The following is a 19,133-nucleotide window of genomic DNA, read 5'->3' on the forward strand; positions in this document are numbered from 1 at the left end:
TCGCCCCACATTCGGATTTTTTATGGCGCGTGACCAGATCGATATGACGCCGCTGCAATCGCGCGACGAATTAGTTGCGTGGCTGGAAGCGGGCGTGAAGCCGCCGTCCGAGTTCCGGATCGGCACCGAGCACGAGAAAACCCCCTTCACGCTGCAGGGCCGCGAACCCGTGCCTTACGAGGGCGCGCGCGGCATCGGCGCGCTGCTGGAGGGCATGAAGCTGCTGCTCGGCTGGGAACCGATCATGGAGCGCGGCAGCATCATCGGGCTTTACGACGTCACCGGCGGCGGCGCGATTTCGCTGGAGCCCGGCGGCCAGTTCGAATTGTCGGGTGCGCCGGTCGAGACCGTGCATCAGACCCAGTCAGAACTGATGGCGCATCTGGCGCAGGTGCGCGAGATCGCAACGCCGTTGGGGATCGGCTTCCTCGGCCTCGGCATGACGCCGTCATGGTCGCGGGCGCAGATTCCGGTGATGCCCAAGGGCCGCTACAAGATCATGACCAATTACATGCCGAAGGTCGGCAAATACGGCCTCGACATGATGTACCGCACCTGCACGGTGCAGACCAATCTCGACTTCTCCTCCGAATCCGACATGGTCAAGAAATTGCGGGTGTCGGTGGCGTTGCAGCCGATCGCGACCGCGCTGTTCGCCAATTCGCCGTTCACGGAAGGCAAGCCCAACGGTTTTCTGTCGTTCCGTTCCGAGATCTGGCGCGACACCGACAATGCGCGTTCCGGCATGATCCCCTGGGCGTTCGAGGACGGCATGGGGTTCGAGCGCTGGGTCGACTACGCGCTGGATGTGCCGATGTATTTCGTCAAGCGCGGCGACGACTATATCGACGTCGCGGGCTCATCGTTCCGCGACTTCTTCGACGGCAGGAATTGCGCATTCCCCGGCGAGCGCCCGACGCTGTCGGACTGGGCCAACCATCTCTCGACGATTTTCCCGGAAGTGCGGCTGAAGCGCTATCTGGAAATGCGCGGCGCCGACGGCGTGCCGTGGGGACGGCTGCCGGCGCTGCCGGCGTTCTGGGTCGGATTGCTGTACGACGATACCAGCCTGAACGCGGCATGGGACATCGTAAAGCACTGGAATGCGCATGAACGTCAGGCGTTGCGCGACGACGTGCCGCGTTTCGGTTTCAAGTCCAGGATCAGGGATCGCTATTTGTTCGAGATCGCCAAGGAATGCCTGGCGCTGGCCCATGCGGGACTGCGCCGCCGCGGCCATGTCGATCATCTCGGCCGCGACGAGGGCCGCCATCTCGAGCCGCTCGACCAGATCGTCGACTCCGGCCGCACGCCGGCGGAGGAGATGCTGGAGAAATTCAACGGCGCCTGGCACGGCTGCGTGGAGCCGGCCTATCAGGAATATGCGTTCTAGAGAGCGTTTTCGAGCTAAAGCCTGCCCCGCACTTGATGCGGGATGGATACCGGTTCGCATAGCAATCAAGTTTACGCAGATTGCGTAGACTTATCTGCGGTAGAAAACGCGTCTCTGCGTCAAAACAAGAATCAAGAGCTATCAGCCAATTGCATCATTTTTGGGCCGTTCATCAGCCGTACAGGTTGATGGCGGTCAAATGACGGCTCGCGGGACAGACGCGCAGTCGAAAGCAACAGCATATGGGGATAGGCCGCCTGCTCAGGGCGTGTGTGGTGACGCTCGCCTTTCTGGCGACCGTCATTGTTGCGCGCGAAGGGCTGGCGCAGGCCAATTTCGACCGTCCCGGTGCCGACTATCTGAGTTCCCCGGTCACCTCGGGCGATCCCGCTGATTGCGCGCTGGTCTGCGAGCGCGACAAGCGCTGCCGGGCGTGGAGTTTCAACTATCCGACGGACATCAGCGCCAGCGCGGTTTGCTGGCTCAAGAGCAACGTGCCGGCCCGCGTCCAGGACAATTGCTGCGTCTCCGGCGTGCGCGGCGCCGGCGTGGTCGAACCCCGCAACAGCACGGTCGAAACCTCGATCGACCGGTTCGGGGGCGACTACAGGAACTTCGATCTCAGCAGCGGCGACGGCGATGAAGCCTGCAAGGCCGCCTGCGCCGCCGACAACAAATGCCGCGCCTGGACCTATGCACGGCCGGGCTATGCCGGCCGCGACGCGCATTGCTATTTGAAGAAAGAGATCAAGCCGCCGCGGCGGAAAGCCGGGTTCACCTCGGGCGTGGTGCGGTAAATTCTTCGTGCGCCGGCGCGCAACTCCGCTGCGCGCGCCGAAACAATCGGGCTCAATATTGCGCATTTCGTATCGAGGCCGTTATTGTCGAGGCCTTGCCGCAATGGCTCACCGAATTAACGACGTCGTTTTAGCGGGTGCGCAATGCAACTCGAATCGACCCTGACTTGCCCAAAGTGCAGCTTCCAGGCGACGGAGCAAATGCCGACGGATGCGTGCCAGTTCTTTTACGTCTGCAAGGGCTGTGGCGAGAAACTGAAGCCGCTGCCGGGCGATTGTTGCGTGTTCTGTTCCTATGGATCGGTGCTGTGCCCGCCGATCCAGGAGCGTGGCAAAGACGCGTGCTGTAAATAGTCGAAGGACTTGTCCGCCGCGGCTCGAAGCGCGATGGCCGAAGCGGACCGGCCTTACGGTGCTGCATCGGCCGGTAGCACACGGATCTCCGGCCACAGCTTTTTCCAGCGCGCGGCCTTCGCCTCGTAATTCACAGGCGAAAAATTCGCAGCCCGGTTCGGTCGCACGATCATGCCGGCGACATCGTCAAATCCATCGGGCGCATAGACGTCGTAGCGATCAGGCGTTCGCCGGATTCCGATGCGGGTATTTCTGGTGAGAAAGCGGTCGATACCATTGGTCGAACAAGCGAGCGGCGGATAGGGCAGGCCGTGCTTTTCGGGATACCAGAGATGAACGCGAGCCTGATTGCGCGCTTCGATTGTGACGTTGAGGTTTCCGAGACGGCCTTGCAGGTTTCGGATCACGATATCCTCGGCCTGCCATGACATGTCGGGATCGAAATAGAACACGTCGTAATCGCTGATACCGTAATCGACCGCGCGCCCGGTCAGGACATTCCAGACCGTCTGCACCAGACAGCCCGACACGATCCACGCGTCCGGCAGCGCAAGGCGAAACAATTCATCGGCGATGATTTCGTTGACGGGATTGCGCAAGGTGGCGGCGAGGAATTGATCGCGGTTCATGGCCATTCGCAGGCGGTTGGTAGGCCAGGTTACGCGCATGTCTCCCAGCCGTCATTGCGAGGAGCCAACGGGTCCCGCCTCTGGCGGGCCCGGTGATAAACTCCGCGACGAAGGAATCCATACTTGCTTTGCTGCGAAATGGATTGCGTCGCTTGCGCTCGCAATGACGGAAGGACCTACGAATCCATCGACGCAATCGCCTTCTTCGAGGCCAGCGTCCGCCAGTGCCGGCGCAGCAGCGGTTCGACCGCCGCGCGCTTGGCCTTCGACAGGTGGATCAGCACCATCGGGTAATTGCGGTAGTGATCGGTGAAGTAAAATACTTTTGGCTGGCTCTCCACCAGCATGTCGCGCTCATCCTGGGGAACGCCCGGCATCACCAGGCTGTCGCCGTCTTTCTTCAAGCGCGCCAGCATCTTCTTGCGCACTTTCAGCGCCGGCGTGCCGTAGGAGGTGCCGTCCTCGACCTCCGGCCACGCCAGTGCGATTTTCCTGACGTCGTCGAAGGTCATTTGGACTTGGCTCAATTCACTGCGGTGAAGAACCGCGCGAGGCGAAAACCTGAAAGCCAGGTCCATACCGGCTGGCTGCGTATGCCCATGTCCCAGGATCCGACCACCGCGTCGGCGCGGCCGACCAGATTGTCGATCGGCAACAGGCCGACGCCGCCATCGCGCACGGCGACGCGGCTGTCGGCCGAGTTGTCGCGGTTATCGCCGAGCACGAACAGTTTTCCGGCCGGCACGGTGATTTCCGGCGTGTTGTCGAGCTGGCCGTTGTCGCGCATCTTGAAGATCGCGTGGGTGACGCCGTTCGGCAGCGTCTCGACATAGCGATAGGCCCGCTCGCTGCTGCCGGAATCGTCTTCCGCCTCGCCAAGGCCGTCGGGCTTCAGCGTCGCGGCATGGTCGTTGATGAAGAGCTGGCCCTGCCGCATCTGGATGCGATCGCCGGGCAGTCCGACCACGCGCTTGACCCAGGCCTGCGAACGGTCGCCGGGCCAGCGGAACACCACGACGTCGCCGCGCTTCGGCGTCTCGCCGAACACGCGGCCGGTTTCCGGCAGCGTGATCTGGATCGGCAACGACGCCGCGCCGTAGCCGTACGGATATTTCGACGCCAGCAGCGCGTCGCCGATCAAGAGCGTCGGCTCCATCGAGCCGGACGGCACGTAAAACGGCTCGGCCAGTGCGCCCTTGGCGACGAACACGGCCATGACGATGGCCACGAGCTGGACGGCCTGGGCGCGCCAGCTCGAAGGTTTTGCTGCGGCTGATGGTTCGCTATCGGTGCTCACTAGCCCGTTCCTCCAACCGTAATCCGTTCCATCCGCAGCGTCGGCTGGCCGACGCCGACCGGCACGCCCTGGCCGTTCTTGCCGCAGGTGCCGATTCCGGTATCCAGCGCAAGATCGTTGCCGATCATGGTTATTCTGTGCAGGTCGGTCGGCCCGTTGCCGATCAGCATTGCGCCTTTCAGGGGCGCGCCGAGCTTGCCGTTCTCTATTCTGTAGGCCTCGGTGCACTGGAACACGTATTTGCCCGAGGTGATGTCGACCTGGCCGCCGCCGAAATTGGCGGCGTAGATACCGTTCTTCACCGAGGCCAGGATTTCCGCGGGGTCGCGGCTACCTGACAGCATGTAGGTGTTGGTCATGCGCGGCATCGGCACATGCGCGTAGCTCTGGCGGCGGCCGTTGCCGGTCGGCTTCATGTTCATCAACCGCGCGTTCTGGCGGTCCTGCATGTAGCCGACCAGAATGCCGTCCTCGATCAGCACGGTGCGGTTGGTCGGCGTGCCCTCGTCGTCGATCGACAGCGAGCCTCGTCGGGAAGCCATAGTGCCGTCATCGACCACGGTGACGCCCTTGGCCGCGACCTGCTTGCCCATCAGGCCGGCGAAAGCCGAGGTCTGCTTGCGGTTGAAATCGCCTTCCAGCCCATGGCCGACCGCCTCATGCAGCATCACGCCGGGCCAGCCGGCGCCCAGCACCACGTCCATTTCGCCGGCGGGCGCGGGAACCGATTCCAGATTGACCAGCGCCTCGCGGATCGCGCCGTCGGCCGCTTCCCGCCACGCCTTGGTTTCGATGAAGCGCGCGTAGCCTTCGCGGCCGCCATAGCCCTTGCTGCCGCTTTCCTGGCGGTCGCCCTGGCCCGCGACCACGGAAATATTGACCCGCACCAGGGGGCGAATGTCGCGATAGCTCTCGCCGTCCGGGCGTACGATCTCGACCACCTGCCAAGTGGCGCTGAGGCTGGCGGAGACCTGCCGCACCCGCGGATCCTTGTCGCGGACATAGGCGTCGATCTCGGCGAGCAGCTTGACCTTGCTCTCGAACCCCGGCCCATCCAGCGGATTGTCGTCGCCATAGAGTTTGACGTTGGTGTGCGCGGGGGCAGCTGCGAACGAGCCCGAATAGCCGCCGCGGACGGCTGACACCGCGTCCGCGGCGCGCATCAGCGCCGGCAACGACACGTCGGACGAATGCGCATAGCCGACCGCGTCGTCCTTGACCGCGCGCAGACCAAACCCCTGCGAGGTGTCATAGGTTGCCTGCTTCAGCCGGCCATTGTCGAACATCAAGGCTTCGGTCTGGCCATATTCCAGGAACAATTCGCCGTCGTCGGCCCCCTCGAGCCCCCGCGCGATCTCGCGGCGGACGGCATCGCGGTCGAGATTGGCGCGGTCGACGAGGGAGGTGGTGGCGAGATTGGTCATGACGTCTCCAACACGATTGTTCCAGTCGTCCCGGCGAATGCGGGGACCCTTAACCACAGGTTCCGGTGCTTAAGCATAGACTCGCGGCGGGCTCATCTTACAACACGGCAACCTGTGGCTATGACTCCCGGCTCGCGCTTCGCTTGGCCGGGGCGACGAATGTTTGAAGATAGGCACTGTGGCCACAAATAGGGAGGGTCCTGGTGGCTGAAGAATACCCCTAGGGCAACTTGTCATACCCCTCGCCGAGCCCGTTCAGGCTGAGCGGAAACCCGATCCCCTCTTCCGGGGTCTCGAAGATGATGAATGTCGCGGTCTTGGCGGTCCGCAACTGCCCGAGCAATTTCTCGTCCATCACGACTTCGGCAACGCAGCCGTTCGGCAGGCAGCGGACGAAACCGGCGCGGCCGACGTCGACATTGTCGAGTTTCAGGCCGAGGCCTGAGGGCAGCAACACGCCGAGCGGAGCGACCACCCGCATCAGCTTGCTCTTCTGGTCGGCGGTTTTCAGCACGATCACGGTGAGGCCGGCGTTGGAGCGGTCTTCGGCTACCACGCTCTGGATCAGGGCGCATTGCTCGCCCTGCGCGCCCGGCGGGGTGTCGCAGCGGATCTGCCAGTCGCCATGGACCGACCGCACCGCGCCTTGCGCGCTGGCCGCCTGGGTCAAGCCGAGCAGCAAAGCTATGGCCAGCAAGCTGCCCAGCCAGCGGGTGGGCGCCCATCCTGGCTGCGCTTTCAGTCTCGCCTGATGTTTCGAACGCCCCATCCGGGTCGATCCTCTGATATTTTCCAAGGCCTCTGGTTTCCAAAGGCCGGTATTTCCAAGGGCCAAGCCGGCGATATTCCCGTTGGGCCCTGCCGGACAGCACGCGAACCGACTGATACCGTAATGACGGCGCCTTGAAGGCATCCTTCCAGCATTGCCGCGCCCGGCGGGGCCGCTCAGGACCTGCGAATCAGGTTCCTGTGAAGCACCCCGTCTGTGCGTACATCCGGCAATCCGGCTGTCAAGCGGCGCTATCCGCCAAAAGTGCGGCTTTGGCCTGATTTACCGGGAAAATGTGACATCCGGAGATTAGCCCGTGACGCATGGCTTTGCGTCCCACTACTGCATTGCGAGAGCCTGCGAATTATGGTTTGAGAGGCTGGATTTCGACGCGTTCTAGCGATCTGGCTCGAGTGCTCCTAAGGTGTGCTTACAAGGTGCACTCATAGAGTACGTCGTAAGGCCGTTTGTCAGGGCGGATCGTGCGGCATTTCCGGCCATCCGGCCGGGGATGCTTTGGGGATTTATCAAGGGAGCGCGAGCGGCATGAAGATGTCGAAGGGCCAGATGGGCCGGCATTTGCTGGGATTAGCGGTGGCAGGCATGACGCTGGCCGCCAGCGGGACGGCATTCGCCGAATTGGGGCAGCCTGCGCCGTGGGAATACAAGCTGCAGGAAGCCGGCTCGCCGGTGATGGAGAACATCACCTGGTTCCATAACTTCCTGTTCGTGCTGATCACGGTCATCACCTTGTTCGTGCTCGCGCTGCTCATCATCGTGGTGGTGAAGTTCAACGCCAAGGCCAATCCGGTCCCTTCCAGGACCACCCACAACACGCTGATCGAAGTGGCCTGGACGCTGATTCCGGTGCTGATCCTGGTCGGCATCGCGGTGCCGTCGTTCCGCCTGCTGTTCCAGGAACTCGATATCCCGAAGGCCGACCTGACCATCAAGGCGACCGGCAAGCAGTGGTACTGGAGCTACGCCTATCCCGATAACGGCAAGTTCGAGTTCGATTCGCTGCTGGCGCAGGACAAGCAGCCGCGGCTGCTCGGCGTCGACAACGAGATGGTGGTGCCGATCAACAAGATCATCCGGATCCAGACCACCGGCGCCGACGTGATCCACTCCTTCGCGGTGCCGGCCTTCGGCATCAAGATCGACTCGGTGCCCGGCCGTCTCAACGAGACCTGGTTCAAGGCCACCAAGCTCGGCATGTATTACGGCCAGTGCTCGGAACTGTGCGGCAAGGATCACGCCTTCATGCCGATCGCGGTGCGGGTCGTGAACGATCAGGAATTCGCGAGCTGGGCTGAGGCTGCGAAGAAGAAGTTTGCGACCAACCCGGCGAATTCGTTCGCTTCGGCTGGTCAGGCCGCGCAGTAAGCTGACAGCTTCAGCGCAACGGGACAAGGGCGACGGGACCTAAAGGGTCCGATCAAGGGACTGCAAGGCAGGATTTGGAACATGGCAACAGGCGCAGCGACACACGACGACCACGCCCATGACGATCACGCGCATGCTCATCCGACCGGATGGCGGCGCTTCGTCTATTCGACGAACCACAAGGACATCGGCACGATGTACCTGGTGTTCGCGATCATCGCGGGTGTCATTGGTGCGGCGATGTCGATCGCGATCCGCGCCGAGCTGATGTATCCCGGCGTCCAGATCTTCCACGAAACCCACACCTACAATGTGTTCGTGACCTCGCACGGCCTGATCATGATCTTCTTCATGGTGATGCCGGCGATGATCGGCGGCTTCGGCAACTGGTTCGTGCCGCTGATGATCGGCGCGCCCGACATGGCGTTCCCGCGCATGAACAACATCTCGTTCTGGCTGCTGCCGGCTTCCTTCGCGCTGCTCCTGCTGTCGACCTTCGTCGAGGGTGAGCCGGGCGCCAACGGCGTCGGCGCAGGCTGGACCTTGTATGCACCGCTGTCGACCTCGGGCCATCCCGGACCGGCGGTCGATTTCGCCATTCTGTCGATCCATCTGGCCGGCGCCTCCTCGATCCTCGGCGCCATCAACTTCATCACCACCATCTTCAACATGCGCGCGCCGGGCATGACGCTACACAAGATGCCGCTGTTCGTGTGGTCGATCCTGGTGACGGTGTTCCTGCTGTTGCTGTCGCTGCCGGTGCTGGCCGGTGCGATCACCATGCTGCTCACCGACCGCAATTTCGGCACCACCTTCTTCGCCGCCGACGGCGGCGGCGATCCGGTGCTGTTCCAGCATCTGTTCTGGTTCTTCGGCCATCCCGAAGTCTACATCCTGATCCTGCCCGCGTTCGGCATGGTCAGCCAGATCGTCTCGACCTTCTCGAAGAAGCCGGTGTTCGGCTATCTCGGCATGGCCTACGCCATGGTCGCGATCGGCGGCATCGGCTTCGTGGTGTGGGCGCACCACATGTACACGGTCGGCATGTCCAGCGCGACGCAGGCCTATTTCGTCGCCGCCACCATGGTGATCGCGGTACCGACCGGCGTGAAGATCTTCTCCTGGATCGCCACGATGTGGGGCGGCTCGATCGAGTTCAAGACGCCGATGCTGTGGGCGATCGGCTTCATCTTCCTGTTCACGCTCGGCGGCGTCACCGGCGTCGTGCTGGCGAATGCCGGCGTCGATCGCGTGCTGCAGGATACCTATTACGTGGTCGCGCACTTCCACTACGTGCTGTCGCTGGGCGCCGTGTTCGGCATCTTCGCCGGCTGGTACTACTGGTTCCCGAAAATGTCGGGCTACATGTATTCGGAGGCGATCGGCAAGGCGCACTTCTGGTTCACCTTCATCGGCGTGAATCTGGTGTTCTTCCCGCAGCATTTCCTCGGCCTCTCCGGCATGCCGCGCCGCTACGTCGATTATCCCGACGCGTTCGCGGGCTGGAACCTGGTGTCCTCGATCGGCTCCTACATCTCCGGCTTCGGCGTGCTGATCTTCATCTACGGCGTGATCGACGCCTTCGTGCGCAAGCAGCAGGCGGCCGACAATCCGTGGGGCGCCGGCGCCACCACGCTGGAATGGACGCTGTCGTCGCCGCCGCCGTTCCACCAGTTCGAAGTGCTGCCGCGCGTGCAGTAAACTAAAAATGCACGGCGCGCCGTAAGGGCGCGCCGTGCTTCTAACCAAAGCGAGATTTGTTTTGTCGGTTGTCGACCACAACGCCATTGAGCTGGGCCCTCGGATTTCCGAGGCCGAGGTCGGCGATTACATCGCGCTGTTGAAGCCGCGGGTGATGTCGCTGGTGGTCTTCACCGCGCTGGTCGGCCTCATCATCGCGCCGGGCCATTTCCATCCCGTCCTCGCCTTCACCTCGATCCTCTGCATCGCGGTCGGAGCCGGCGCTTCCGGCGCGCTGAACATGGCCTATGAGGGCGATATCGACGCGTTGATGTCGCGCACCGCCAACCGGCCGATCCCGCGCGGACGCATCACCGCGCCGGAGGCGACGGCGTTCGGAATGACGCTGGCGTTCTTCTCGGTGATGACGCTAGGCATTCTCGTCAACTGGGTCGCGGGCGGGCTGCTCGCGTTCACGATCTTCTTCTACGTCGTGATCTACACCATGCTGCTGAAGCGCTGGACCGCGCAGAACATCGTGATCGGCGGCGCCGCGGGCGCGCTGCCGCCGGTGGTGGCATGGGCGGCGGCGACCGGCTCGCTGTCGATGGAGCCGATTCTGCTCTTCCTGATCATCTTCTTCTGGACCCCGCCGCATTTCTGGGCGCTGGCGCTGTTCCGCAGCGACGACTATGCCCGCGCCGGCGTGCCGATGCTGCCGGTCGTCGCCGGTCCCGACGCGACGCGGCTGCAGATCCTGCTCTACACCGTGGTGCTGGTGGCCGTCGCCGTCGCGCCCTGGCCGCTCGGCTATTTCGACGCGGTCTATGGCGTGACCTCGCTGGTGCTCGGCGCCGGCATGCTGGCGCTCGCCATCAACGTCTATCGCCGCCGCGAGGGCGTTGCGGCCACGCGCGCGACGCGAAAACTGTTTGCCTTCTCGATCCTTTATCTGTTCGCGCTGTTCGCGACCCTGTTGCTCGAGGTCGTTGTTCGCGCCGCCGCATCGGCGATCGGGTAGGGGGCGCATGGGACGCGAATGGACGACAAGCGGATGCCAGATGGAATCGTCCTCACCGAGGCGCAGAAAAGAAGCCGCCGTCACCGCTCGATCGCGATCGCGCTCGCGCTCGGCGTGCTGGTCCTGTTGTTTTTCGCGGTCACCCTGGTCAAGGGGCCGGCCGTTCTCGTGCGGCCGATGTAGTTGATATGACAGAGCAACCCACTCAACGCGAAGCGCCTGCCGCAAGCCACAAAATGGTCTCGCGCCGCGGCCTGACGCGCGATGCGGTCGTGGCCTCGATCTGCGGTTTCGTCGTGGTGCTGATGGTCGGCGCGTCCTACGCCGCCGTTCCCTTCTACAACTGGTTCTGCCGCGCCACCGGCTTCAACGGTACCACCCAGGTGGCGACCTCGGCGCCCTCGGGCGCGCCGCTGGCGCGCAAGGTGACGGTGCGTTTCGACGCCAATGTCGCACCCGGTTTGCCGTGGAAGTTCGAGCCGGAGCAGAACGAGATCGAGGTCAAGATCGGCGAAGTCGTCACCGTGTTCTATTCGGTGACCAACCAGGCGGCGCGGACCACCGCCGGCCAGGCCGCCTATAACGTCACCCCGCTGACGGTGGGATCGTATTTCGAGAAGATCAACTGCTTCTGCTTCACCGAACAGACCATGGCGCCGGGCGAGAAGCGCGACATGCCCGTGGTGTTCTATGTCGATCCGGCGCTCGCCGCCGACAGCGAGAACGACGGACTGAACACCATCACGCTGTCCTACACCTTCTATCCCGTGCGCGATCCCTTGCCGAAGCCGCTGGCTGCGAGCGAGCCGGACAAGCGCAAGGGAAACCTCTGACACCGGGAATTCCAGGCTACCGGAATTTTTCGATTTGATTTTTGAGACGAATACGTGCCGAAGGATACGGCACCGCTAACGGAGAGACCGCAATGGCTGAGGCGCAAGTCAAGCACCACGATTATCACCTCGTCGATCCGAGCCCATGGCCGGTCGTCGGGTCGATCTCGGCGTTCATCATGGCCGTCGGTGCGATCGGCTGGATGCATCATATGTATGCGGCCGCCCCGATCGTGTTCGGCATCGGCACCATCGGCGTGCTCTACACCATGGCGAGCTGGTGGGGCGACGTGATCCGCGAAGCCCAGTACAAGGGCGACCACACCCGCGTGGTGCAGATCAGCCACCGCTACGGCATGATCCTGTTCATCGCCTCCGAGGTGATGTTCTTCGTCGCCTGGTTCTGGGCCTTCTTCAACTCCGCGCTGTTCCCCGCCGACGCGGTCCACGCCACGCGCGACGCGGTGTTCGGCTGCGGTGCCGGAACAGCGATGGGCGCCTGCAGCGTGCCGGGCACCTGGCCGCCGCATGGCATCGAGACCTTCGATCCCTGGCATCTGCCGCTGCTCAACACGCTGCTGCTGTTGACCTCGGGCACCACGGTGACCTGGGCGCATCACGCGCTTTTGGAGAACGACCGCCAGGGACTCAAATACGGTCTGATCCTGACCATCGTGCTCGGCGCCTGCTTCACCTGCGTGCAGGCCTATGAATACGCCCACGCCGCGTTCGGCTTCTCCGGCAACATCTACGGCGCGACCTTCTTCATGGCGACCGGCTTTCACGGTTTCCACGTGCTGGTCGGCACCATCTTCCTGACCGTCTGCCTGATCCGCGCCTATGCCGGCCATTTCACCCCGACCCAGCACCTCGGCTTCGAATTCGCCGCCTGGTACTGGCACTTCGTCGACGTGGTGTGGCTGTTCCTGTTCATCTGCATCTATGTCTGGTTCCACGGCGCGGAAACCATGGCGCACGGCGCGCATTAGCCAGAAGCCATTGTGATACAAGGGGGCGGCCGCAGGGCCGCCCTTTTTGTTTCAAAACAACGAAAGACCAGAGCATGCCGGATCAGACGCTGCCCCCATTGGCGCAGAGCGCGATGCGCGGCATCGCCTGCAAATGCCCGCGCTGCGGCGAGGGCAAGCTTTACGCGGGGTTTCTCACGCTGGCGCCGCGCTGTGAATCCTGCGGGCTCGACTACGCCTTCATCGACTCCGGCGACGGCCCTGCGATTTTCATCATCATGCTGGCCGGCGCGATCGTGGTCGGCGCCGCGCTGATCGTGGAAGTGAATTACCAGCCGCCGTTCTGGGTGCACGCCGTACTCTGGCTGCCGCTGATCCTCGTGACCACGCTGCTGCCGTTGCGCTCGATGAAGTCGCTGTTGATAGCGCTGCAATTCCATCACAAGGCCGCCCCCGGCCGGCTGATCGACCGCGAGCCGAAATGACCGGATCGGTTTCGCGGCGCGGCGGCATCGCCGGTTTTGGCGCTTTCACGCTGGTGATGGTGGCGGTGTTTGCCGGCCTCGGGATCTGGCAATTGCAGCGCCGGGTCGAGAAGCACGTTTTGATAGCGGCGCTGAACGAACGGCTCGCCGCCGCGCCCGAGGCGCTGCCGGCGCCTTCGCAATGGAGCGCGCTGACGCAGGCGCACGACGAATTCCGCCGCGTCAGCTTTGCCGCGACCTACGCAAAGCTTGCCGACGCCATGGTCTACTCTTCCGGCTCCGCCGTGCGTGAGGATGTCTCCGGTCCGGGCACCTGGGCGTTTTTGCCGGCGCGGCTGCCGGATGGAGCGATCGTCGTGGTCAATGCCGGCTTCGTGCAGAACACGATGCAGGATCGCGCCCAGCAGGATCGCGCGGTGAGCCGGTTCGTCACCGATGCGCCCGCGAACCTGACCGGTTATATCCGCTTTCCCGAAATCGCGGGCACGCTGACGCCGGCTGAAAATGCCGCCAGGCGGCTGTGGTTCACGCGCGATCATCTTGCGATGGCGCGCGCGCTCAGCTGGAGCAAGGGCGGCAAACAAATCGCGCCGTTCTACATCGATCTGGAAAGTCCGGTGCCCGCCAGCGGCATTCCAAAACCCGGGCCGCTCGAAGTTCACCTCAAGGATGATCACCTGCAATACGCCGTCACCTGGTTTGCGCTGGCGGGCGCGGTGGTGATCGCGTTCGGCGTGTGGTGGCGAGCGCAGCGGCGAGATTGATCGGACGCGTCTCGCTTCGACAAGGGGGCCGAAAGCGCCTTGTTTAGAATGCTTTGATCAATCAGTCGGCAGAAGATACGCGCCACAACCAGAGCGCGTGCGGCGTTATGGAGCGGTCCCTGCGACAAAATGCTGCATTGCGGCAGTACTCTTGTACCTTTTTTGCGACACTTTGCATATTTGTCACGCTAAGGACCCCCAGCTCTTTCCTATGGCATTTGGTATACATTACGCTCCCCACGCTCGTAAGTTGAATCGACTACGAACGCGGGGAAAAAAACGTCATGAGGAATACGCTTCTATCGGGGACGGCTTGCGCCGCTCTTTGCTTGGTCTCGTTCAGCGGTGCGGCACGATCTGCGACACTCGATGACGTGATGGCGCGGCTCGACAAGATCGAAAAAGAAAACGCCGAGCTGCGCGCAAAAGTGCGCAGCCTGTCCGCGGCAAAGCCGGTAGCAGCGGCGCCGGCGCCCGCGCCGGCCGTTACCGACCCCAGCAAATTCAAGGGCAATCCGGTTCTGCACGCCGGCGTCGCGACCTCACCGGCACCCAAGCCCGGCGGCATGACGATTGGCGGCATTCCGGTAAAAGCGGGTCCCTTGGGACCGCTGATCGATAACACGACGGTTACGCTTTATGGATCGATCGATATATCCGGCGACGTCTTCAATCCGTCAGTTTACGATCAGGGAACGAAATTCGGCGTCGCGAGCAACATTTCCAGCTTCGGTATTCGCGTCAGGCATAACCTCGCTCCGTATGGCTGGGACGGCATGGCCGTCGTGGCCCAGATCGAATCTCAAGTCGATTTCGCGTCGGCGCCAACCGAGCGCGCGGCGTTCGGAACGCGCGACAGCTTCGTCGGGATGGAGGGGCCGTGGGGCTCCATCAAGGCCGGTAAAACCGATACACCGTACAAGAAATCCACAGCGGCGATGGATCCGTTCACTCGAACGCTTGGCGATTATAATTCGATCATGGGCAATACCGGCGGCGACAACCGCGCCGAGTTCGATTGGCGTATGAATCACGCGATCTGGTATGAGTCGCCGATCTTCAACGGCTTCCAGCTCAGTGCGCTGATCTCGCCAGGCCAGAACGAGGCCAGGGATAACAGCGACTATGCATACGGCGATCTATTTCAATGCAACGGCGCGTCGGCGCGCGGCAGCGGCAGCAACTTCCCGAACACCGGCGGCGCGCTTGCCGGCAATATCGGCGGCAATGGTTGCACCGACGGCTCCTTCGGCAACGCCTACAGCGCGTCTTTGACCTACAAGAACGGGCCGTTCTCGGCGATCGCCGCCTTCGAGCTCCATGAACAGGTCAATCGTCACGGCGACGACGGGCTCGAACCCGCCCTGGCCGGTACGCCCGCGTTTGCTCCGGTCTTCCTGGCTGATGGTTCGCAAGTCCTGACCGGCACGCACAACGAATGGGCTGCGAAGGTGGGCGGCGGCTATCACTTCAACGATGGTCTCGGCGACCTGCAGCTGAATGCCTATTACGAGTGGATCCGGCGCGAGGTGACCCCTGCCGAACAACCGTTCAACGAACGCTCGCGCGATGCCGTATTCGCCAGCGCCACGCAGAAGATTGGCATGTGGGCCCTCAGCGCCTCCTACGCTCACGCCTTCAAGAGCCCGGGCAACCCGGCGATGCTGAGTGTCAACGATCCGGCGCTGGCACCGTTGGCAACACTACAAGGAAACCTGTTCTCGAATGATGCCAGCCAGTATGCGATCGGCGCCCGCTACTACTTCAGCGATTGGGCCAGCTGGTACATTGTCGGCTCCCAGCTCAATCAAGGTCCGGGCGCGCACTACTGCCTTGGTGCGAGTGGCCATGGCTACCAGGTCTGCTCTCGCGATCAGTTCAACAACACGATCGGTGGCGCAACCATCAGAGCTGCGACCACGGGTATGACGTTCAACTTCTGAGCGCCAGCGAACTGGGGATGAAGGGGGACTTGGCGACGGGTCCCCCTTCGCTTTAGGCGATCTGCTTCGATCGCGGCCGGGAAGTCCAATCGCCATCGATCGTCGAACGCCGGCAGGATGCCCCAAGAAATTGATTTTACCGGCGCCTCGCCAGGGTAGAATTTGGCAAACCTGCAAGCGTTACAGGGAACCAGACCATGGATATGCAGCCGCCGCCGGCCCTGGTGCAATTCGCACAAGCTGAAGTTCCGCCTGATCAGCCCGTCGAGCCGACACCGATCAAGGTCGACGTGTCGAAATACATTCCGGAATCGGCGACCGCGGTGACCATGATCGTCACGCTCACGCCGCCGACGGGCCAGGCCGTGATCTATCCCGCCGGCCACGAGAACGAGGGAACCCTGTTCAAGGGGCCGCGCTCGATCGACGAAGTCAAGCTCACCGGTCCGATCGTCTATGTGAAGCTCTATGGCGCGACCAGTTTCGATATCCAGTACACCAATTATCGGCAGCCCGATTGAATGCGGCCGGATTCGGCGTGAGAACGAACGACGCTGTGGGACATTCGACACCGCAACAGCTGTTGGAAGACGCCCTGGCAGCACACCGCAAGGGCAGAATAGGAGATGCGAAGCGGCTCTATGCTTCGGTCCTGAGAATGGATCCCACCAACGCGGCGGCGCATGGCAACCTTGCGATCATCGCCGCTCAGCAGGGCGATCTGACAAGCGCCGAGCGGCTGATTCGTCGAGAGATCGAGCTCCGGCCGGATTATCCGGCAAGTCACAATAATCTCGGATCGGTGTTGCAGCAGCAGGGCAGGCTGGTGGACGCCATCGCCGCGCACCGGCAGGCCATCAAACTCGATCCGAATTACGCGGAGGCCTTCCTGGCGCTCGGCAACGCGCTGAGACAGCACGGCGATCTCGACGAAGCCATGGCAGCCTATCGGTCCGCCATCACGGCGAGGCGCGACTACGCCGAGGCGCACAACAACATCGGCGTGCTGCTTCAGATGCAGGGCCGGCTCGACCAGGCGGCGTCGGCCTATCGCGACGCGCTCACGCTCAGGCCGGGCTACGCGGAGGCCGGGTTCAATCTCGGCGGTGTGCTGCATCAACAGCATGAGCTGAAAGCCGCCGAAGCGGCCTATCGCCGGGTCATTTCGCTCAACCCCGGCATTGCCGTCGTTCACAACAATCTGGGAACGGTCCTGAAGGACCAGGGTCTCCCCGATGCGGCGCTCGCGGCTTTTGACGATGCCGTCAAGCTGCAGCCGGACTATGCCGAGGCGATCTACAATCGCGCCACGGTCCTGCAGCAGCAGTCGAAACTGGAAGCGGCGCTGGCGGATTACGGCCGGGCCATCGAACTCCGGAAGGATTACACCGACGCGATCAACAATGCCGGCATCGTGCTTCAGGAACTCGGACGCGCAAGCGAGGCGATCGATCTTTACCGCGCCTTGCTCGAGCGCATGCCCGGTCACGCCGATGCAAGCAACAATCTGGGGACGGCGTTATTGGCGCAGGGCAGGTTCGAGGATGCGCGGGCGGCGTTCCAACAGGCATTGACGCACAGGCCCGATTTCCCCGAGGCATTTTACAATCTCGGCAACGCCTCGCGAGAGCTCGGCAATCTGTCCGAGGCGATCGCGGCCTATCGCAACGCGTTGCGGCTTCGTCCCGATTACGCCGATGCCTTCGGCCAGTTCGCCTATCATCGCGCGCAGGCGTGCGCCTGGGATGATTACACTGCCGATCAGGAGAAGCTCCTCGGCATGGTGCGGCAGGGGGTTCGCATCCCGCCGTTTTACCTGCTCTCGACGCCGGCATCCGCCAGGGATCAACTGGTCTGCGCCCGGCAATGGATCGAGCCGATCAGGCCGCCGGACGCGGTCTTCGCGCATCGGGTATCGGTCGGGCGCGGGCGCATCCGGCTCGGCTATCTCTCGGGGGACTTTCATCAGCACGCCACCGCGGGGCTGATGGCCGAGTTGTTCGAGCGCCATGATCGCGACCGCTTCGGGGTTTTCGCCTATTCCTACGGTCCAGACGACAACAGCCCGATGCGTGCGCGGCTGGCGCGCGGGTTCGATCGCTTTGTCGACATCCGCGCCGCGTCTCACCGCGAAGCGGCACGGCTCATTCACGCCGACCAGGTCGACATCCTGATCGATCTCAAGGGCTATACCCATCACGCGCGACCGGCGATTTCGGCCCATCGCCCGGCGCCGGTGCAGGTGAGCTATCTCGGCTACCCCGCTACCATGGGGGCCGATTTCATTGACTACCTCATCGTCGATCCCGTTGTCGTTCCGGCCAGCCAGCAGCCGTTCTTTTCGGAGCGGCTGGTCCACCTTCCCTGCAGCTATCAGGTGAACGACAGGCGGCGCGAGGTGACCGCTGGCGCTTCGCGGCAGCAATGTGGCCTGCCGGCCGAAGGCCTCGTGTTTTGCTGCTTCAACAACGCCTACAAGCTGTCGCCGGCATTTTTCGATATCTGGATGCGCCTGCTGGGTTCGGTTCCCGGCAGCGTCTTGTGGCTGCTCGAGGCCAACCAGCTCGTGAAAGAGAACCTGCGTGCGGAAGCCGGGAAACGCGGCGTCGACCCCACCCGGCTGGTCTTCGCCCCGGTCGTCCCGTCAGCCGAGCATCTCGGGCGCCACCGGCATGCCGACCTGTTTCTCGATAATTTGCCGTGCAACGCCCACACCACTGCGAGCGATGCGCTGTGGGCCGGAGTTCCCGTGCTCACCTGCAGCGGAGAAACCTTCGCCGGCCGCGTCGCCGGCAGCCTGCTGACAGCGACCGGCATGGGCGAATTGATCACCCAATCGCTCGAACAATATGAACAGACCGCGCTGGCGCTGGCGCGTGACCCGCAACGCTTGGCCGCGCTGCGGCGAACCTTGCAGGAAAACCGTGACACATGTGCGTTGTTCGATCTGCCAAAGTTGACGGGAAATATCGAGGCGGCCTACGCGCGAATGTGGCAGACTTGGCTTTCCGGCGAGAGGCCAGCGGCATTTTCAATCGAGACGGCTGCGGGAAATAAGGGAGAGCAACCATGTTGATGCGAATCGTCGTCGCGCTGGCTTCTTTGGTGGCATTCGGCACCAGCCAGGGATGGGCCGATGCCTATAAGGCGCCAAAAAATTATACAAGACATCATCGTCACGCGCATGTTGTTCGATACCAGCCGCAACCGGTCGCGCCGGCGCCCTATGAAGGTCCGACGCTGGTGCTGCATCCCGCCCAGAACATCGCCTGCGATACGCCGTTTCGGTCGACGCGTGCGCTGCCCTGCGATCAGCCGGTCTGGGTCTACGGAAGTCCCTGCGAGCGAGATTTGGGTCTCGGTCGCTACCGGTCTTGCGACGGGCGCTGA

Annotated in this window: 20 protein-coding genes; 15 read left to right on the plus strand and 5 right to left on the minus strand. The window is 63.0% G+C overall.

Annotated features, from left to right (window positions below; translation table 11 throughout):
- Positions 1 to 22: 22 nt before the first annotated feature.
- From V1289_RS25915 to V1289_RS25925, 3 genes are all read left to right on the plus strand, one after another.
- The gene (locus V1289_RS25915) at positions 23 to 1,393 is read left to right on the plus strand and encodes a glutamate--cysteine ligase (RefSeq protein ID WP_334399950.1); all 1,371 of its coding nucleotides are present in this window, start codon (positions 23 to 25) and stop codon (positions 1,391 to 1,393) included.
- Between the two features lie 242 nt (positions 1,394 to 1,635).
- Positions 1,636 to 2,190 (plus strand): PAN domain-containing protein, encoded by a 555-nt coding sequence (locus tag V1289_RS25920; protein WP_442896076.1) that lies wholly within the window; start codon positions 1,636 to 1,638, stop codon positions 2,188 to 2,190.
- Positions 2,191 to 2,334: 144 nt separating this feature from the next.
- On the plus strand, positions 2,335 to 2,544 hold the full coding sequence (locus V1289_RS25925) for a GDCCVxC domain-containing (seleno)protein (protein ID WP_334399952.1): 210 nt from the start codon (positions 2,335 to 2,337) through the stop codon (positions 2,542 to 2,544).
- A gap of 53 nt (positions 2,545 to 2,597) precedes the next feature.
- On the opposite strand, the gene V1289_RS25930 is transcribed toward V1289_RS25925, so the two are convergent.
- The 5 genes from V1289_RS25930 to V1289_RS25950 all read right to left on the minus strand — a co-directional run bounded on the left by V1289_RS25930 (position 2,598) and on the right by V1289_RS25950 (position 6,663).
- Positions 2,598 to 3,173, minus strand: a complete 576-nt coding sequence (locus V1289_RS25930; protein WP_334399954.1) for a nucleotidyltransferase family protein — start codon at positions 3,171 to 3,173, stop codon at positions 2,598 to 2,600.
- A 176-nt stretch (positions 3,174 to 3,349) separates the two neighbouring features.
- Positions 3,350 to 3,685, minus strand: a complete 336-nt coding sequence (locus V1289_RS25935) for an MmcQ/YjbR family DNA-binding protein (protein WP_334399956.1) — start codon at positions 3,683 to 3,685, stop codon at positions 3,350 to 3,352.
- A gap of 11 nt (positions 3,686 to 3,696) precedes the next feature.
- Positions 3,697 to 4,470, minus strand: a complete 774-nt coding sequence (gene lepB, locus V1289_RS25940; RefSeq protein WP_334399958.1) for a signal peptidase I — start codon at positions 4,468 to 4,470, stop codon at positions 3,697 to 3,699.
- Complete coding sequence (gene tldD / locus V1289_RS25945) at positions 4,470 to 5,894, minus strand: metalloprotease TldD (protein WP_334399960.1); 1,425 nt, start codon at positions 5,892 to 5,894, stop codon at positions 4,470 to 4,472. The genes lepB and tldD overlap by 1 nt, the downstream gene beginning before the upstream one ends.
- Before the next feature lie 220 nt (positions 5,895 to 6,114).
- Positions 6,115 to 6,663, minus strand: coding sequence for an invasion associated locus B family protein (locus V1289_RS25950; protein WP_334399962.1), 549 nt, complete (start codon positions 6,661 to 6,663; stop codon positions 6,115 to 6,117).
- Between the two features lie 546 nt (positions 6,664 to 7,209).
- Between V1289_RS25950 and coxB the strand changes: the two genes are divergently transcribed.
- The 12 genes from coxB (at position 7,210) to V1289_RS26010 (ending at position 19,133) form a co-directional block, all read left to right on the plus strand.
- Positions 7,210 to 8,049 (plus strand): cytochrome c oxidase subunit II, encoded by an 840-nt coding sequence (gene coxB, locus V1289_RS25955; RefSeq protein ID WP_309181590.1) that lies wholly within the window; start codon positions 7,210 to 7,212, stop codon positions 8,047 to 8,049.
- 81 nt (positions 8,050 to 8,130) lie between these two features.
- A complete protein-coding gene (ctaD, locus tag V1289_RS25960) occupies positions 8,131 to 9,750 on the plus strand; it encodes a cytochrome c oxidase subunit I (RefSeq protein WP_309181592.1) in 1,620 nt (539 codons plus the stop codon).
- Positions 9,751 to 9,811: 61 nt separating this feature from the next.
- Positions 9,812 to 10,750, plus strand: a complete 939-nt coding sequence (locus V1289_RS25965) for a heme o synthase (RefSeq protein ID WP_334399965.1) — start codon at positions 9,812 to 9,814, stop codon at positions 10,748 to 10,750.
- An 18-nt stretch (positions 10,751 to 10,768) separates the two neighbouring features.
- The gene (locus V1289_RS25970; RefSeq protein WP_309181595.1) at positions 10,769 to 10,933 is read left to right on the plus strand and encodes a CoxF protein; all 165 of its coding nucleotides are present in this window, start codon (positions 10,769 to 10,771) and stop codon (positions 10,931 to 10,933) included.
- Positions 10,934 to 10,938: 5 nt separating this feature from the next.
- Positions 10,939 to 11,583, plus strand: a complete 645-nt coding sequence (locus V1289_RS25975; protein WP_334399967.1) for a cytochrome c oxidase assembly protein — start codon at positions 10,939 to 10,941, stop codon at positions 11,581 to 11,583.
- 92 nt (positions 11,584 to 11,675) lie between these two features.
- Entirely contained in the window at positions 11,676 to 12,572 is an 897-nt protein-coding gene (locus tag V1289_RS25980) for a cytochrome c oxidase subunit 3 (protein ID WP_334399969.1), read from the plus strand.
- 74 nt (positions 12,573 to 12,646) lie between these two features.
- On the plus strand, positions 12,647 to 13,036 hold the full coding sequence (locus tag V1289_RS25985; RefSeq protein WP_334399971.1) for a DUF983 domain-containing protein: 390 nt from the start codon (positions 12,647 to 12,649) through the stop codon (positions 13,034 to 13,036).
- Entirely contained in the window at positions 13,033 to 13,800 is a 768-nt protein-coding gene (locus V1289_RS25990) for an SURF1 family protein (RefSeq protein ID WP_334399973.1), read from the plus strand. Before V1289_RS25985 ends, V1289_RS25990 begins: the two co-directional genes overlap by 4 nt.
- Before the next feature lie 284 nt (positions 13,801 to 14,084).
- Positions 14,085 to 15,743, plus strand: a complete 1,659-nt coding sequence (locus V1289_RS25995; RefSeq protein ID WP_334399975.1) for a porin — start codon at positions 14,085 to 14,087, stop codon at positions 15,741 to 15,743.
- A 197-nt stretch (positions 15,744 to 15,940) separates the two neighbouring features.
- On the plus strand, positions 15,941 to 16,264 hold the full coding sequence (locus V1289_RS26000; protein ID WP_334399977.1) for a hypothetical protein: 324 nt from the start codon (positions 15,941 to 15,943) through the stop codon (positions 16,262 to 16,264).
- 17 nt (positions 16,265 to 16,281) lie between these two features.
- A complete protein-coding gene (locus tag V1289_RS26005) occupies positions 16,282 to 18,819 on the plus strand; it encodes a tetratricopeptide repeat protein (protein ID WP_334399979.1) in 2,538 nt (845 codons plus the stop codon).
- On the plus strand, positions 18,813 to 19,133 hold the full coding sequence (locus V1289_RS26010) for a hypothetical protein (protein WP_334399981.1): 321 nt from the start codon (positions 18,813 to 18,815) through the stop codon (positions 19,131 to 19,133). The genes V1289_RS26005 and V1289_RS26010 overlap by 7 nt, the downstream gene beginning before the upstream one ends.

This window comes from Bradyrhizobium sp. AZCC 2289, from assembly GCF_036924615.1.
Taxonomy (GTDB): domain Bacteria; phylum Pseudomonadota; class Alphaproteobacteria; order Rhizobiales; family Xanthobacteraceae; genus Bradyrhizobium.

What these genes read in the sequence shown, in the direction of transcription:
- V1289_RS25915 (WP_334399950.1), top strand. Translation starts at nt 23, where the DNA reads ATGGCGCGTGACCAGATCGATATGACGCCGCTGCAATCGCGCGACGAA.
- V1289_RS25920 (WP_442896076.1), top strand. Translation starts at nt 1,636, where the DNA reads ATGGGGATAGGCCGCCTGCTCAGGGCGTGTGTGGTGACGCTCGCCTTT.
- V1289_RS25925 (WP_334399952.1), top strand. Translation starts at nt 2,335, where the DNA reads ATGCAACTCGAATCGACCCTGACTTGCCCAAAGTGCAGCTTCCAGGCG.
- V1289_RS25930 (WP_334399954.1), bottom strand. Translation starts at nt 3,173, where the DNA reads ATGAACCGCGATCAATTCCTCGCCGCCACCTTGCGCAATCCCGTCAAC.
- V1289_RS25935 (WP_334399956.1), bottom strand. Translation starts at nt 3,685, where the DNA reads ATGACCTTCGACGACGTCAGGAAAATCGCACTGGCGTGGCCGGAGGTC.
- tldD (WP_334399960.1), bottom strand. Translation starts at nt 5,894, where the DNA reads ATGACCAATCTCGCCACCACCTCCCTCGTCGACCGCGCCAATCTCGAC.
- V1289_RS25950 (WP_334399962.1), bottom strand. Translation starts at nt 6,663, where the DNA reads ATGGGGCGTTCGAAACATCAGGCGAGACTGAAAGCGCAGCCAGGATGG.
- coxB (WP_309181590.1), top strand. Translation starts at nt 7,210, where the DNA reads ATGAAGATGTCGAAGGGCCAGATGGGCCGGCATTTGCTGGGATTAGCG.
- ctaD (WP_309181592.1), top strand. Translation starts at nt 8,131, where the DNA reads ATGGCAACAGGCGCAGCGACACACGACGACCACGCCCATGACGATCAC.
- V1289_RS25970 (WP_309181595.1), top strand. Translation starts at nt 10,769, where the DNA reads ATGGACGACAAGCGGATGCCAGATGGAATCGTCCTCACCGAGGCGCAG.
- V1289_RS25975 (WP_334399967.1), top strand. Translation starts at nt 10,939, where the DNA reads ATGACAGAGCAACCCACTCAACGCGAAGCGCCTGCCGCAAGCCACAAA.
- V1289_RS25980 (WP_334399969.1), top strand. Translation starts at nt 11,676, where the DNA reads ATGGCTGAGGCGCAAGTCAAGCACCACGATTATCACCTCGTCGATCCG.
- V1289_RS25985 (WP_334399971.1), top strand. Translation starts at nt 12,647, where the DNA reads ATGCCGGATCAGACGCTGCCCCCATTGGCGCAGAGCGCGATGCGCGGC.
- V1289_RS25990 (WP_334399973.1), top strand. Translation starts at nt 13,033, where the DNA reads ATGACCGGATCGGTTTCGCGGCGCGGCGGCATCGCCGGTTTTGGCGCT.
- V1289_RS25995 (WP_334399975.1), top strand. Translation starts at nt 14,085, where the DNA reads ATGAGGAATACGCTTCTATCGGGGACGGCTTGCGCCGCTCTTTGCTTG.
- V1289_RS26000 (WP_334399977.1), top strand. Translation starts at nt 15,941, where the DNA reads ATGGATATGCAGCCGCCGCCGGCCCTGGTGCAATTCGCACAAGCTGAA.
- V1289_RS26010 (WP_334399981.1), top strand. Translation starts at nt 18,813, where the DNA reads ATGTTGATGCGAATCGTCGTCGCGCTGGCTTCTTTGGTGGCATTCGGC.